The organism is Nocardia sp. NBC_00416, from assembly GCF_036032445.1.
Taxonomy (GTDB): domain Bacteria; phylum Actinomycetota; class Actinomycetes; order Mycobacteriales; family Mycobacteriaceae; genus Nocardia.
In genome coordinates, this window is sequence record NZ_CP107932.1 from 1800187 (window position 1) to 1815121 (window position 14935).

Annotated in this window: 11 protein-coding genes and 1 pseudogene; 7 read left to right on the forward strand and 5 right to left on the reverse strand. The window is 68.8% G+C overall.

Annotation, left to right across the window (positions count from 1 at the left end):
- Positions 1 to 12: 12 nt before the first annotated feature.
- The 3 genes and pseudogenes from OG804_RS08005 (at position 13) to OG804_RS08015 (ending at position 3859) form a co-directional block, all read left to right on the forward strand.
- Positions 13 to 1816, forward strand: a pseudogene (locus tag OG804_RS08005) (hydroxysqualene dehydroxylase).
- A gap of 261 nt (positions 1817 to 2077) precedes the next feature.
- A complete protein-coding gene (locus tag OG804_RS08010) occupies positions 2078 to 2632 on the forward strand; it encodes a hypothetical protein (protein WP_328395452.1) in 555 nt (184 codons plus the stop codon).
- 243 nt (positions 2633 to 2875) lie between these two features.
- A complete protein-coding gene (locus OG804_RS08015) occupies positions 2876 to 3859 on the forward strand; it encodes a hypothetical protein (RefSeq protein ID WP_328395454.1) in 984 nt (327 codons plus the stop codon).
- Positions 3860 to 3870: 11 nt separating this feature from the next.
- Here OG804_RS08015 and OG804_RS08020 read toward each other — a convergent pair whose 3' ends face one another.
- Complete coding sequence (locus tag OG804_RS08020; RefSeq protein ID WP_328395456.1) at positions 3871 to 5283, reverse strand: MDR family MFS transporter; 1413 nt, start codon at positions 5281 to 5283, stop codon at positions 3871 to 3873.
- A gap of 223 nt (positions 5284 to 5506) precedes the next feature.
- Between OG804_RS08020 and OG804_RS08025 the strand changes: the two genes are divergently transcribed.
- Together OG804_RS08025 and OG804_RS08030 are read left to right on the forward strand one after the other, a co-directional pair.
- Positions 5507 to 6031 carry a DUF3558 family protein gene (locus OG804_RS08025; protein WP_328395458.1) on the forward strand — a complete coding sequence of 175 codons (525 nt, stop codon included), beginning with the start codon at positions 5507 to 5509 and terminating at the stop codon, positions 6029 to 6031.
- A gap of 161 nt (positions 6032 to 6192) precedes the next feature.
- Complete coding sequence (locus OG804_RS08030; protein WP_328395460.1) at positions 6193 to 7410, forward strand: PucR family transcriptional regulator; 1218 nt, start codon at positions 6193 to 6195, stop codon at positions 7408 to 7410.
- 3 nt (positions 7411 to 7413) lie between these two features.
- Here OG804_RS08030 and OG804_RS08035 read toward each other — a convergent pair whose 3' ends face one another.
- Positions 7414 to 7878: a hypothetical protein gene (locus OG804_RS08035; RefSeq protein WP_328395462.1), complete on the reverse strand. Its 465-nt coding sequence runs from the start codon at positions 7876 to 7878 to the stop codon at positions 7414 to 7416.
- A gap of 239 nt (positions 7879 to 8117) precedes the next feature.
- Between OG804_RS08035 and OG804_RS08040 the strand changes: the two genes are divergently transcribed.
- Positions 8118 to 8894, forward strand: a complete 777-nt coding sequence (locus OG804_RS08040) for a M50 family metallopeptidase (protein ID WP_328395464.1) — start codon at positions 8118 to 8120, stop codon at positions 8892 to 8894.
- 26 nt (positions 8895 to 8920) lie between these two features.
- Here OG804_RS08040 and OG804_RS08045 read toward each other — a convergent pair whose 3' ends face one another.
- Positions 8921 to 9697, reverse strand: coding sequence for a siderophore-interacting protein (locus OG804_RS08045; RefSeq protein ID WP_328395466.1), 777 nt, complete (start codon positions 9695 to 9697; stop codon positions 8921 to 8923).
- Positions 9698 to 9848: 151 nt separating this feature from the next.
- Here OG804_RS08045 and OG804_RS08050 point away from each other — a divergent pair, with 151 nt between their 5' ends.
- Positions 9849 to 11090, forward strand: a complete 1242-nt coding sequence (locus OG804_RS08050; RefSeq protein WP_328395467.1) for a phthiocerol/phthiodiolone dimycocerosyl transferase family protein — start codon at positions 9849 to 9851, stop codon at positions 11088 to 11090.
- Between the two features lie 34 nt (positions 11091 to 11124).
- On the opposite strand, the gene OG804_RS08055 is transcribed toward OG804_RS08050, so the two are convergent.
- Together OG804_RS08055 and OG804_RS08060 are read right to left on the reverse strand one after the other, a co-directional pair.
- Entirely contained in the window at positions 11125 to 12516 is a 1392-nt protein-coding gene (locus OG804_RS08055) for a metallophosphoesterase (RefSeq protein WP_328395469.1), read from the reverse strand.
- 246 nt (positions 12517 to 12762) lie between these two features.
- A complete protein-coding gene (locus tag OG804_RS08060) occupies positions 12763 to 14868 on the reverse strand; it encodes an AMP-binding protein (protein ID WP_328398284.1) in 2106 nt (701 codons plus the stop codon).
- Positions 14869 to 14935: the final 67 nt, after the last annotated feature.

Genomic DNA, 14935 nt, shown 5'->3' on the forward strand with positions numbered 1-14935 from the left:
CAGGAGAACACCATGTCGGATCAGCTGCCGAAGACGTCAGCCTCGATCGACCGCCGCACCGCCCTGCGCGGTGCGCTTTCCGGCGCCGCGATTCTCGCGGCCGGATCGGCGGCCGGCGGCACCGCGACCGCCGCCGCGCCCCGCCGCCGGACCCCGGGGCTACGAACCGGCGGAAGAGAGGTCGCCGTTTTCGGCGGCGGAATGGCCGGGCTGTCGGCCGCACACGAACTCATCGAACGCGGATTCCGGGTGACCGTGTACGAACCGTCCTATCTGGGTGGCAAAGCACGCAGTATGCCGGTCCCCGACACCGGGACCGGAGGCCGCGCCGATCTGCCGGGTGAGCACGGATTCCGCTTCTTCCCGGGCTGCTACCAGAACATTCCCGACACCATGCGCCGGATTCCGTTTCCCGGCAACCCGAACGGCGTATTGGACAATCTCATCCGGGTGGAGGGAACGGTGGCGGGCTTCCGTGACAAGCCGCCGATCTTCGCACCGGTAGAGGTGGGCGCACTCGATCAGCTCACGCCCGAACGCCTGCAGAACAGCATCATCGGCGCGTTCAGTTTCATCCCGGAACTCCCGCCGCACGAATTGGCCTTCTTCGGCAAGCAGATGCTCATGTGGTTCACCTCCAGCACCGAACGCCGATTCGGCCAGTGGGAGTATCTGACCTGGGAGCAGATCATGCGCGCCGACGGCAAATCCGAGGCCTACCGCGCCTATCTGGTCAACGCGCTCACCCGGATCACCGTCGCCGCGAAACCGCATCTCAGCTCGGCACGCACCATCGGCACGATCGGCGAGGCTCTGGTACTGGCCGGCACCGGGCTCATCCCGGAGTTCTCCGGCGGCGTGGACCGGATCCTGAACCGGCCGACCAACGCGGCCTGGATCGACCCCTGGGTGGCCTACCTGCAATCGCGCGGGGTGCAGTTCGTGATGGGCCAGCGGGCGAGCCGTCTGGTCTACGACGGCGGGAAGATCACCTCGGTATCGGTCACCGGCGGCGGGGGCGCGACGAATTCCGTTGTCGCCGACTACTACGTCTGCGCCATACCGGTCGACAAGACGGTCCCGCTGCTCGACGACCGGATCCTGTCCGCCGACCCGCATCTGGCGGGTATGCGTGACCTGCTCACGGACTGGATGGTCGGTATCCAGTACTACCTGCGCCGGCCCACCGACATACCGGAGGGGCATGTCGCGGCGCTGGGTTCTCCGTGGGCGCTCACCGCGCTGCGGCAGGCTCCCATGTGGGTGGGTGATTTCGCCGCCCAGTACGGCGACGGATCCGTACGGGAATGCTTCTCGGTGGATATCTCGGATTGGGATTCCCCGGGGATTCTGCATCACCGGCCGGCCAAACAGTGCAGTGCGCAGGAAATAGCGACCGAGGTGTGGGCGCAATTGAAAATGTGGCTGAACAACGGCACGGGGTGGCTGCGCGACGAGGATATCCACTCCTGGCATCTGGATCCGGGGGTCAGCTGGTCCGGGGGCGCCACGCACAACGAAACCCCCCTTGCTGGTCAACACCGTCGGCTCCTACGACAAACGCCCCACCGCGCACTGCGCGATTCCGAACCTGTTCTTCGGCGGCGACCACGTGCGCAGCAATATCGACCTGGCCACGATGGAGAGCGCCAACGAATCGGGCCGGTCGGCCGCGAATGCGATCCTCGACGCCGCGGACGACCCCGCACCGCACGCCCCGGTGTTCCCCCTGGTCGCGCTCCCGGCGTTCGAGGCCGCCAAGCGGATCGACGCGGACCGGTTCCGGGCCGGGCTCCCCCACATCCTGGACGTGTGACGGGTAGCGGCGGTGCGGCGGCCGCCCCCGGCGTGGCGTCCCGGGGGGAAACATCGACCGCTGCCCGCACCGAATCTCCGGCCACGGCGCCGGCGACTCGCCGGTGAAAGAATCGCCGATGAAGCGGAATTCACCGGAATCGCAATTCACCGAAAGTATTGTCGGCCCGATCTTGTTCCGTGAGAATGGGTTCCGAGCCGAAATCCGGCTTCTTGGGGACCGTCGGCGCTCCGGCGCCGGCAGAACAAGTGGGGAAAGACCATGAGAATCAAGCACCTCGCCGCCACAGCTCTGCTCTCCATCGGCGCGCTCGGCGTCGCCGCGGGCACCGCACAGGCCCATCCGAACGCCGCCACGGAGATCGCCGCCCACGGCGCCGAACAGGGGGTCGGCTATGTCGTGGCACCGAACGAGACGGGCACCGCGGTCGTCACGACCCTCGACGCCGGGAGTTTCGCGCTGACTGCCGACGGCGCGGCCGTCACCCTGTCGGATCCGGCGGGCCGCGTGCTCACCACACTGCCGCTGGGGGTCGCGGCCGCCGGGCAGACCGCACCGCTGGCCTCGGCCATCTCCGCCGACGGGCGCACCCTCACCCTGACACCGGATGCGTCCACACCCGCAGGGCAGCATGTGGCCCAGCTGGTGGCCGATCCGGATACCGAATCCCGCAAACTGCACAATGCCGGCGTCGGCGCCCTGATCGGCGGCGGTATCGGCGCGGTGCTGGGCTTCTTCCTGGGCGGGGTCGGCGCGCTGATCACCATTCCGATCGGCGCCGGGGTCGGCGCCCTGATCGGCTATTCCACTCCGTGACAACCGGACTCGGCGATGGCCCACCGCACCCGGTGGGTCCGCCGGGTTCGCACAGCCCGAACGGCGCCCGATTCCGTTGCGCCGGAATCGGAATCCACTCCCGCGGCGGCGGCCGAGAGCCCCGTTTCTGTCGGACCCCCCTCCTATAATTGTGCAGGTAGGACACAGTCGGAAGGGTTCAGCGCGGTCGGCGAACCGGCCGGGCGACAAGCCCTCCGGCGTATCGGAACCGGGGGTTCTGTGATGAGTGAAATCGGACAGGAACGATTGCTGCCGCCGCGTCAGCACGGGACGTCGTGGCGGGAATCCGAATATCGGGTCGTGGCGACGGAACTGCGGGCCGGCAAGGGGCTGGCCGCGATCGCCGCGGAGCTCGGCCGCACGCCGTCCGCGGTGCAGGCGGCCTTGCGGAACTTCGTGCCACCCGAAGAGAAGGTGCGCGCCGGTGATCGAGCCGGTTGGATCCGGGACCGGCTGGCCGCCGAGCCGGATTGGGACTGGTGGGCGGTCGTACTCGAATACCACCGGCACGGGCCCTCGGCGCTGTGGCTCACCGAGCACGAGCACCTGGTGCGCGGCGCGTGGCGGGATCGCACCCCGATGCCGGTGCTCGCCCAGCGGCTCGATACCGCCGAGATCGAGGTGGCCGGTTTCCTACGCGCGCTCGGCCTGGCCGAGAATCTGGCCGAGGTGGCCGACCGGCTCGGCGCCACACCCGGTCAGGCACTGGCGAAACGGGTGAACGCGACCCGGGATCAGGACCAGTCGGCGAACTGGGTCCTGGTGGTCGACGGCGCGGCCGGCACCGTGCAACCGCGCAGCGCGCCGGTCCGCAGGCATGTATCGGTGCACGAGAGCCGGGCCGCCGCCGAAGCGGGGCGAGATCGCGTACTGGGCTGGCATCGGCGCACCGCGAGCGACGGTTCCGCGCCGGTGTGGTGGACGATCGCGCAACGCGGGGTCGGGGATTCGGCCGGCCGGACCTACTGCGGCGTCTTCACCCCGCGTCTCGTGGACAGCGGAGTCCGCGCCGACGCGTTGGAGATCGGCGATCGGATCCGGATCGCCGGATCCGACGGCAACCCGGTGGAGGCCCTCGTCGAATCAGTGGCGCAACGCGGCGAAGTGGTGGTCGCCGACCTCGGACCGGTGGGAGACACCCGGGTCCATCAGGTGATCGAGTTCGACGCAGGCGAACGCGTGGAGGTCCTGCCCGCCCCGCAGTGACCGGATGATCGTCAGCGAGCGGATTCGGCGCGTCCGGGCATGAAGGCGGACGCGACCACGATGGCCGCGGCCATCACGGCCACCGCCACGAACACCAGATGCACCCCCTCGGCCAGTGCCGCGGGCGAGGGGGTGCCGGTATCGCCCACCCGCGAATTCACGAGCGCGCCGAATACCGCCACACCCACTGCGCTACCGATGGACCGGGCGAACATGTTCGCCGAGGTCACCACGCCCCGTTCACCCCAGGTCGCGGTGGTCTGGGCGGCGATCAGCGTCGGACTGGCCACCAGGCCCATCCCGAGGCCGATCACGAAACAGGTGGCCGCGATCTGCCCGATCGACGTGTGCGGCCCGATGAACAGCGTGCCGGCGGCGCCGACTACCGCGATCGCGCTGCCGGCGAGAGCGGTGCGGCGGAAACCGATACGCAGGTACACCCGGCCCGACTGGGACGCCGAGACCGGCCAGCCCAGGGTCAGCGCCCCCACGGTCAGCCCACCGAGCACGGCGCTCGCGCCCAGGACCCCCTGGGTGAATGTCGGAACATAGGAGGTGAGGCCGAGCAGCAACGCGCCGACCAGCCCGGATATCGCCGAACTGGCGACCACGACACGCCGGGTGAACAACCACAGCGGCAGAATCGGATTCGCCGCCCGGCGTTCCAGTAATACGAACACCACGAGTACCGCCGCGCCACCGGTGAAGATCCCGATGCTGACAGGTGAATCCCACGCCCACGCCCGGCCGCCCTCCAGCAACCCGAGAATGAGCGCCCCGGCGCCCGCGGTGAGCAGAACCGCACCCGGATAGTCGACCCGCTGCCGCTGCCGGGGGGCGGTTTCGGTGAAGTGGCGCCACAGCATCCACCCGGCCCACGCCGACAGCGGCAGGTTCACCAGGAAGATCCAGCGCCACCCGACGAAATCCGCGAACACCCCGCCCAGTAGCGGGCCCATCACCGAGGAGAACGCCCAGACGCCCGCGAGATAGCCCTGGACCCTGGCGCGTTCTGCCAGGGTGTACAGGTCACCGGCGATGGTCATGGTCATCGGCTGGATCGCGCCGGCGCCGATACCCTGCACCGCCCGGAACACGATCAGCCACAGCATGCTCCCCGCGAGCCCGCACAGCAGCGAGCCGATCGCGAAGACCGCGATTCCGAACAGGAGCACCGGTTTACGGCCCACCGTATCGGCGACCTTGCCGTACACGGGCACGCTGACGGCCTGGGCGAGCAAGTACACGGAGAACAGCCAGGGGAACTGGGCGAAACCGCCCAGACTTTCGGTGATGGTGAGGACCGCGGTCGCGATGATCGTCGAATCCAGCGCGATCAGACCGGTGGCCAGCATGAGCGAGCCGAGGATCGCACCGCGTTCGGAGCGCAGCCCGACGCCGGTCTTCACCGTTTCCGCCACCACCAGCGCACCTCTTTCTCCAGACCAGAAAGGCCAACACGGCCGCCGGGTCACGGTATTCCTCCCACTCCGGCGCACACCGCAGGTTTTCCACATGGTGGGACGACTTCGGTCCGCGGCGGCCGCCGAGCGAGGTTGTGGGGCAGCGCAACCGCGCCGGAAGCACCGCTGTGAGCCCCCACAGAGTGCGTGTGGCGCGGCCGGGCGGATGGATAGCATCCGCGGCATGAGCGCGCCCCTGCACCGTCACCGCCGTCGTTTCCTCGCACGAATCCTGTTCAGCGCATTGGCTTCAGCCGGCTGCTTCGGCGCGGCGGGATGCGGGGACGCCACGGAACCTGCGGACCCCGCGGCGGTGTGGGATCCGTGCGGCCTGCCCGCTGACCTCCTCGCCGATTCCGGGTTCGCCGCGGATTCGGTCCGGCGCGACGTCGCCACCGAGCCGGGCTGGGCCGGGTGCGGTTGGAGCAGTGACCGGGCCGCGCTACGGGTGCTGTTCAGCAGCGCGGGCTCACCGGACGACGTGGCCGGGGACGGCGACACCAGCACCGAGATCGCCCTCGCGAATCGGACCGCACGACGCCTGCACACCGGCGCCGCCGATACCGCGACCACCTGCACGGTCGTCCTGCCCACCGCCGACAGCGGCGTCGTGCGGGTCCGGGTGGACAGCGCACCCGGGGACGCCGGCGGTGCTTGTGCGCGGGCCGAACGGGCGACAAGCACCCTTGCACCCGCGTTTCCGGCCTGATCGGCCGAACCGACCGTAACCCACACCACTGTGACCAGTCACAAGCCAGATGGTTCGACCTTCAGGGTCGTCCAGTCGAGTTCGCAAACACGCCCGCAATACGAGACACGATCGTTACTGTGGAGCCGCAGTCTCGCCACCCAGGGGTAGAAGGAGTCAGCATGACCGTCGATGCGACCAGAACCAAGCTGACGCTATCCGGCCAGCCAATGTCCGCCCCGTTACAGGACGTGCGCAAATTATCCCGCCGGATGGTGGGCCATTTCGTGGAGAACGTGGTGCCCTGCGGCACGCTGCCCGGTGACGCGATCTACGGCGACGTCACCACCATCACCCGCACCTGTCTCGAACTCGCCGTCAGCATGCTCGACGGCCAGGACATCCCGGAGAAGACCAGGCGGCTGGAGAACGCCGCGGCGGGCTGGGCGCGCGAGGGCGTACCGATCGACACCATTCACCACGCCGTGCACGAGGGCTTCCGGCTCGGCCTGGACCTGGTGGTCTCCAATGCCACCGTGACCGACTACTCGGCGCTGGTGGACGGCGCCAAGCTGGTGGTCGAGATGTTGGACAAGATGACCGTCTGCATCTCCATGGCCTATGTGCGGGAACTGCGGTCGGTGGTGAGCGAACACCATACGGCCGTGCACACGCTGACCTCGGCACTGCTGGGCGGGCACAGCACCTCGACCATGGCCCGGGAGTGCGGGATCGAGATCGCGCACGCCTACACCGTGCTGGCGGTGGCCATCCCGGCACACCCGGACGAGTCGGTCCCGGCGCTCGACGGCAAGGTGGTGGCACGGCGGAAACTGCGCCGGGTCCAGGCCGAACTGGCCACCCGCTGTGAGGATTCGGCGCTGTCGCTGCTGAGCGTGGACGGCGGGACGGTCCTGTTGCCGGCCGATATCCTCGACGGCGAAGAGCTGGACGAACTCATCGCGCAGGTGTCGCGCGCGGCCCAGGTGCCGATCAGCGCCGCGGTGGTGCAGGCGCCGACCGCGGACGTACCGTCGGCGGCCGATCAAGCACACGAGTTGCTGGACATGGTGCAGCGCCTGGACTGCGTTCCCGGACTGTACCGATTCGACGATATGGCCCTGGAATACCAGCTGACCAGACCCGGCCCCGGCCGCGAATACCTGGGTTCGCTGCTGGACCCGCTCGACGATCATCCCGAACTGCTGGAGACGCTGCAGCGTCATATCAGCAACAACCTGAACCGGCAGCGCACCGCTCGCCTCATGCACATCCACACCAACACCATCGACTATCGGCTCAAGCGGGTCGCCCAGCTCACCGGCTTCGATCCGACACAGCCCTCGGGATTGTGGTATCTGCGCTCCGCATTGGTCGCCCGGAGTTACCGAGCGGGCTGACCGTCACGCCGGCTCCTGGCCGCTGCGCATCTGCGCGACGTAGGCGCGGGACACCGCGGCGGTCAGCGTGTCGAGGACATCGACCACGAAGCAGCCGTCCACACCGTCGGCCGCCGGGTCGAATGTCGCGCGCAACTCCGAATCACGTAACCCCAGGCCGCTTTTCACACCTTCGTGCAGGGCGTGCTGGATGACTTCGAGCGGAACGTCCTCGCGCGCCCAGCGGGCGGTGGCCACCTCCAGTCGGGCCAGGACCTGTTGCCCGGACGGATCCGAATCGTCCAGCAGTGCCAGCGCCAGGCCCAGCCCCACCCGGAAGGCCGTCTCGAAATCCGATCTCGGTCGTTCGGTGGTCGACGGATCGACGGTGTTCGCCGACCAGATCCGCAGCAGCTCGGCCGGATCCGGGACGTCGAACAGCTCCCGCGAGTCCTCCGGCTCGCGGTCGTACTGCCCACTCGTGCACATGCGTGCTCCCTCCACCAGCGACCGACAACCGATATGGACAAACGTATAGTTACCCAGCCGTTGCGATACGACACATCGCCCGGACTTCGGTCCACCTCGGAACGGGACCCGGCAAAGATAGTGAGACGTCCCATCAACACATACTTGGATTTCGTGTAGTCGCCCACCGCGCGGGCCGGTGCCGGCACCCCCGACGGTACGACGCGCGCCCCGCCGCTCCCCCCGGTTAAGGTGCGGCAGTGGATACCGGTGATCTGATTGACCGCAGCAGTTCCATCGCGGAACGGCTCACGACGACCCAGGCGGCGCCCCCGTCCTGGTTGGTGCTCGCCACCGCCGTAGCAGCGATCGTACTGGTCGGATACCGGCCGCTGTGGCGGATCACCCGGAATGTGGTCACCATCGCGCACGAGGGGGGCCACGCCCTGATGGCCCTACTGAGCGGGCGCCGGCTCAACGCCATCACCCTGCATTCGGACACCTCCGGACTCACGGTGTCCAGCGGCAAGCCGTACGGGCTCGGCATGATCCTCACCGCGCTCGCCGGATATCCGGCCCCACCCCTGGTCGGCCTGGGCTTCGCCGCCCTGCTCGGCGCCGGGCGGATCACCCTCATGCTGTGGACGGCGATCGCCGCCCTCGCCGTCATGCTGGTGATGATCCGAAATGTGTACGGCGTGGTGTCCGTGGTCAGCACGGGAGCGCTGGTTTTCGCGGTCTCCTGGTTCGGCTCCGATGCCCTGCAGGCCGGTTTCGCCTATCTCGCGACCTGGTTGCTCTTGTTCGCCGGCAGTCGCCCGGTGCTCGAATTGCAGCGCACCCGCTCCCGGATGCGCGACGGCACGACCGATGCCGATCAGCTGGCCCGGCTCACCAAACTGCCGGGCCTGCTGTGGGTGGCGGTGTTCCTGACCGTGGCGCTGGGCGCGCTCGTGGTCGGGGCGGGGCTGCTGCTGTCGGCGACCGAAGGTATCTGCCTCCCGATCCCGAACGGCGCCGACTGCCCGGCGAACTGAGCTTTCGGGTCCGTGCCCGGAACGTCCTAACCGGCGCTCTCGGTCTCGGCGAGTTCCTTCTTCCAGACCCGGAATCCCTCTTCGGTGCGCCCCCGGCGCCAGTACCCGGAGATGGAGGCGAACTGCGCGGAAACGCCGCGCTCCCGGCGGATGTACGGGCGCAGATTGTGCATCACGGCCTGCGCCTCGCCGTGGATGAACACCTGCGCCTGCCCGGGTAGCCAGGGCGCTCCGCGGACCGCGGCGATCAGCGGGGCGTGATCGCCGGCCCGGTCGTCACCCACCTCGTGCGCGCCGCCGCCGCGATGCACCCAGGTGACGTCCACCAGCGCCTTGGAGGTGAAGGTGATCTCATCGGCGGCGTCGGCGACCTCGATGAACACCTTCGCCGGAGCGCTTTCCGGGAGCGCTTCCACCGCCGCGGAGATCGCGGGCAGCGCGGCCTCGTCGCCCGCCAGCAGATGCCAGTCGGCATCGGCGCGCGGTGCGTAGGCCCCGCCCGGACCGAAGAAGGTGATCTGCTCACCGGGCCGGACCGCGGCGGCCCACGGCCCGGCGATGCCTTCGTCACCGTGTACCACGAAGTCGATGGCGATCTCCCGGGCCGCGCTGTCCACCGACCGCACCGTATAGGTGCGCACGACCTCGCCGTCGGGGCGGTCGAACAGCAGTTTCACGTAGGCATCGGTGAACTCGTTGGCATCGAAATCACCGAAAGCCGGATCGCCCAGATACACCCGGACGATATGTGGGCTGAGCCACTCCGTCCGGGCCACGGTCATGGTGGTGCGCTTCCTGGCCATCCGGCCTCCTCACTTAATTAGGTTTACCTAACCGAACGTACCAGCCCGGATGCGGGCCCTGTGTAGCGTCCGTCTCGTCCTCACCGAAATATGAGGCAACGAACCATTATTGGGTTAACCTCACACAAACTTCCGGACAAAGGCACCAACCATGACCGCGGCAACCGTCATTCGTCCGCTGGCGCCCAGCGAACAGATCTTCGCATTCAGCGAAGTATTCGTCGGATACTGCGCGCGAGTGTCCGGGCCCCTCGACCTCAGCGCCCTGACATCCGCCTTCGAAGCCCTGGTCACCGCCCATCCCATGCTCGGAGCACAACTGGCGCCGACCGAACCGACCGGGCACACGCTGGTCACCTCCGGACCGCCCGAAATCGTGCTCACCGTCGCCGACGGCGATCCGGAAATGCTGCTCACCGGCGCCGAGCCGGACCAGCGACGTGCCCTGGGCACGGTGCACGTCGTCCGATCCGGAACGACCGCGGGCGTGACACTGCTCGTTCATCACAGCATCGCCGACGCAACCCACGCCCTGAAACTGCTCGAGCAGCTGTGGCATTGTTACGCGGCCGCCGCGGCCGGCCGGGTCCCGTTCCTCGCGCCGACACGGCAACCGCTGCCGGTGGAGGATCTACTCGCGGCCCGGGGCGTCGTACGCCGGCCGGTACCGGGTGGCGCCGAACCACCCCGGATCGCTCCGCCGCTCCCCCCGGCGGACGCGTTGAGCGCGAACGAGGAGCGTTACCCGCCCCTGATCACCACTCGCTGTCGGCTGAGCCGGGAGCAGACCGGCGCACTCCTGGCATACGGGCGGCACGCCGGGGTGACGGTGCACAGTCTGATAGCGGCCGCCCTGCTGCTGATCGAATCCGAGGCCAGGCAACTACCGGTCGACGAACTGCTGTGTTCGTATTCGGTGGATCTACGCCGCCGGGTCCGGCCGCCGATCGGCCCCACCGAGGGGACGAATGTTCTGGGTTTCGCCGGCTACCGGCCGGGCCCCGGAACCGAAGCCACCCTGACCGCGCTGGCGCACGGTGTATTCCACGCGTTGCGCGCCGGACTCGCCTCCGGCTACATCCAGCAGACACCGTTACAGCTTCCCGACACCCTGGCCGCGCCGCCGGCCAACCCGTTCGACACGGTGATGACCACCAACTGGGGCCGATTACCTCGGCTGCCCGTACCGAACCTGCGAATTCACGACTTCCGCACCACCATGATCGCCAAGCCCGATCCGACCGGACGCCGGCCACCGCAGGCCGGCGGCGGTACCAGCATCATCAGCACCTACGAGGACCGGCTCAGCGTCGAGGTCCACCATCCCCCCGAATTCACTCCGGTGCAGATCCCCCGGATCCGGCATCTCGAGACACTGCTCACCCGGCTCTGATCGGCGACAACCCGCACCGTGGCGGCATTACGGGTCAGACGCCCTGCAGCGAGGCCAGTTCCAGCACCGTGATGTCCGACGGAGCCGCCACCCGCACCGGCGGGCCCCAGGCACCCGCACCGCGAGTGACGTAGAGCGCGGTCCCCCCGTACAGTTCCAGACCCGCCACGGTCGGATTGGCCAGGCGCGCGAGCAGATTGCCGGGCCACAACTGCCCTCCGTGCGTATGCCCCGACAGTTGCAGATCGACCCCGTGCGCGACCGATTCGTGCACCACCACCGGCTGATGCGCCAACAGCACGCAGGCGCGCCCGGTATCCCGGCCGTCCAGGGCGGCGCCGAAGTCGGGCCCCCGGCCGATCGCCACCCCCTTCGGGTCGTCGACTCCCGCGAGGTCGAAATCGGGCAGCGATACCCGATCGTTGAGCAGCACCGTCATCCCCAGCTCGGCGGCCCGGGCGAGCCACGCGTCGGCATCGGAGAGGTACTCGTGATTTCCCGGTACGTAATAGGCGCCCAGCCGGGCGCTGAGTCCGGCCAGCGGTTCGGTGTCCGCGCGCAGATCCGCCACGGTGCCGTCGGCGAGATCGCCGACGACCGCGATCAGATCGGGCCGGGTGTCGTTCACCGTGCGCACGACGCGTTCGCAGAACGCGCGCCCCAGCGCCGGCCCCAGATGCAGATCGCTGACCAGGGTGATCCGTAGGCCGTGGGCCTGAACGGGCAGCTTCGCCAACGGTACGGTCACGCGCCGCACCGCCGGCCCGTCCAGCACTCCGTAGGCGCCGGTGGCCACCACCGCGCCGGCCCCGATCACGGTGGCCCCGGCGGCCAGACGCGAGATCAGCGCGCGTCGCGATATCGGGCGCCGCGCCGGTACCGCCGGTTCGGCGGGAGATGGGACGACGGGACCCACTACGGGGGGACCAGCCGGTCCGGGGACCGCGATACGCGAGGTGTCCGTGCCGGGCCCCTCTCCGACCGCGGCGCCCACGGGCTCCGGCGTCATATGCGGCTCGACAGGCGCGGCGGCCGGTGCAGTGAGGTTTGCGTCACCCGCCGGAGCCGCGGCGCCCGCCCCGGCCGGCGCGCCGGTCCCGGCATCCCGGATCACCAGACCCCGCAGCAGCAGCGGCCGGACGATCTCACCGGCCAGCACCCCGATCAGGAGGTAGAGGAACAGCGCCGCCCACAGGAAGCCGGGCCAGGACAGCCAGCGCCAGGCAGCCCAGTCGACACCCCTGAGCATCGCGGCGAACGCGCCGCACATCGCCGTCGCGCCGACCGCCAGGACAACGCCGCCGGGCGCCCGCCAGCGGGAACCCTCTCGCGTGGTGTCGCGCACGAGCCGCCGCCACAGGTACCAGTGCAGCACGGCGATCAACCACACCACGGCCAGCCCTGTGAGTACGGAAACTACTACCACGGAAGGATGCCTCTCCCTGACCGATTGCTTATGCGGCTGATGAATCTACCCCTCGCCGCCCGGCCGACCGTGGCCCCGGCACCTGTTACACCACGCCGCGGTAGCACCCCCCTCGGCGGGTCGGGCCCGGCAACCATAGATAAGACCATGTAGCAATGATTATCGGGTACCCCAGCATCACACCGGCATTCGCCCGGGCGCGACCGATCCCGCACACCCGACCGCATTCGACCGGTGCGGTCGGCGTCACACCGACCCGGTGACTCCCAGCCCGCCCAACCCGGACGGCGGGAGGTCTCCGTTCTGCCCTCCGGCAAGTAGCCATTTCAGGATCTTCCCGGTTTCCCCACGCGGCAGTGCGGCCATGAAGGTCACGTCCCGCGGCACCGAGAACCGGCTCAGCCGATGCCGGATATAGGTACGCACCATATCGGAATCCAGACCGGACCCTTCGTGTTTCACCACGAACGCGGCCAACCGCTGACCGAACTCCGGATCCGGCACACCCACCACCGCGACCTCGCTCACCTGGGGCAGATGCGCCAAGGCCTCTTCCACCGGCCGTGGGAAGACGTTCTCACCTCCGGAGATGATCATCTCGTCGTCCCGGCCCGCGATGAACAGCCGGCCGTTGACGTCGAAATATCCGACATCGCCGGTATCCAGCATCCCGTGTGCTTCGTCGGGCGGCGCGGAGTTCACATAACCGTCGAACAGCATGTGGTTGCCCACGAAGATATGGCCGGTGGCGCCGATCGGCACCGGCTTGTGGTCGGGGCCGAGCACCGACACCCGGGTGCCGAGCGGCGGGCGACCGGCCGTGGTGGGCGCGAACCGCAGATCCTGCGGGGTGGCGATGGTGGCCCAGGAGACCTCGGTGGACCCGTACACGTTGTAGAGGACGTCGCCGTAGGCATCCATGAAACGCAGCACGGTGATTCCGGCCAGCGGAGCGCCGCAGCTGATGACATGGCGCAGGCTGGAGGTGTCGTACCGGGCGCGTACGGCGGGGGGTAGATCGAGGATGCGGTTCACCATGGTGGGTACCACGATCATGGTGGTGACCCCGTGTTCGGCGACCGCCCGCAAGCAGTCCTCGGCGTCGAACCGCTCGGGCAGCACCACCGTGGACCGCAGCGCGGTGCTCAGTTGCAGCCCGGCCAGTCCCCAGGTGTGGAACAGCGGAGCGGGAATGAGCATCGTGGAGTCCATCTCCATCGGGATCCGCGACAGCAGCGCGGCGATGGTGCCGAAACCCTTGGGGTGCGGGCGGCGCGCCCCCTTCGGTATCCCACTGGTACCCGAGGTGAGCACGATCAGCCGGCCGGGATGGGTGGGGAGCCGGAACTCGCTCTCCCCCAACTCGATCAGGTCCTCGATGGTGTACCGCTCCGGGAAGGGCGGGCGCAGATCGGTGTTGTACCGCGGGATGTCGTCGTGCAGGTACTGCACAAGTTGTTCGAGGTCACCGTCGACGAACAGCGCCGAGAGCCGGTGTCGCTGGATGATCTGCTCGATCGTGCGGGCCGACAGCCCCGCGTTGAGCAACGCCACGTCCACGCCGAGCTTGCCCGCGGCGACCATGGTTTCGACCATGCCCGCGTGATTGCGCGACAGCAGGCCGATCGCGTCGCCGGCCGCCAGGCCGACCGCGGCCAGCGCCGCGGCCAGCGCGGTGGTGCGCCTGTCCATCTCAGCGAAGGTGCGGTAGCCCTGATCATCGACCACAGCGGCACGGTCGGGAGCGTAGGCGGCGCCGGCGGCGTAGCCACCGGCGAGGTTGAACCCCCATTTGTTCAGTGACAGCAACTGTTTCATCACCGCGTTCGCACGCGTACGCACCACCCCGCTGACCGTGACCTGGCGCAGGACCTCGACCCGGCGCAACACCAGCGAACTCTCGCCGTTGACCACCGTCGAGGTGCGGGCGCCGCGCAGGATATCGGTCACCCGGCGCAGCCCTTTGGCGGTCCAGTCCTGGATCGCGGAGTTCGACAGCTCAGCGATGTGACGGTGCACGCGGCCCGGGGTGAAGTAGGTGACCGAGACCGTGCAGCGGTCTCCTTCGCCGTACAGCCGCAGCGCCGCGAAACTGCCGATCTCCGGGGCGTGCAACTCCAGGCTCTCGTACCAGCGACCGGTGACCACCCGAACGCGCAGGATCCGGATCCCGGCTTCGGGGGTGCCGATACGGAATTCCAGCACCGGTTGTTCGCCGGGCACGTCCAGCCGGACGCAGGCGCCGATACCGATGAACACCCGCGGGTAGGTCTGCGGATCGAGGAGCAGATCCCAGACAGCGGCACGTGCTGCGGGGAGATCCGCGACCACATCGATGACGTCGGTAACCAACTCGCGCAACTTCTCGTCGGCCCGCAACGGACAACTGGGTCGGCGGGTAACCCATCTGTAACGTCTC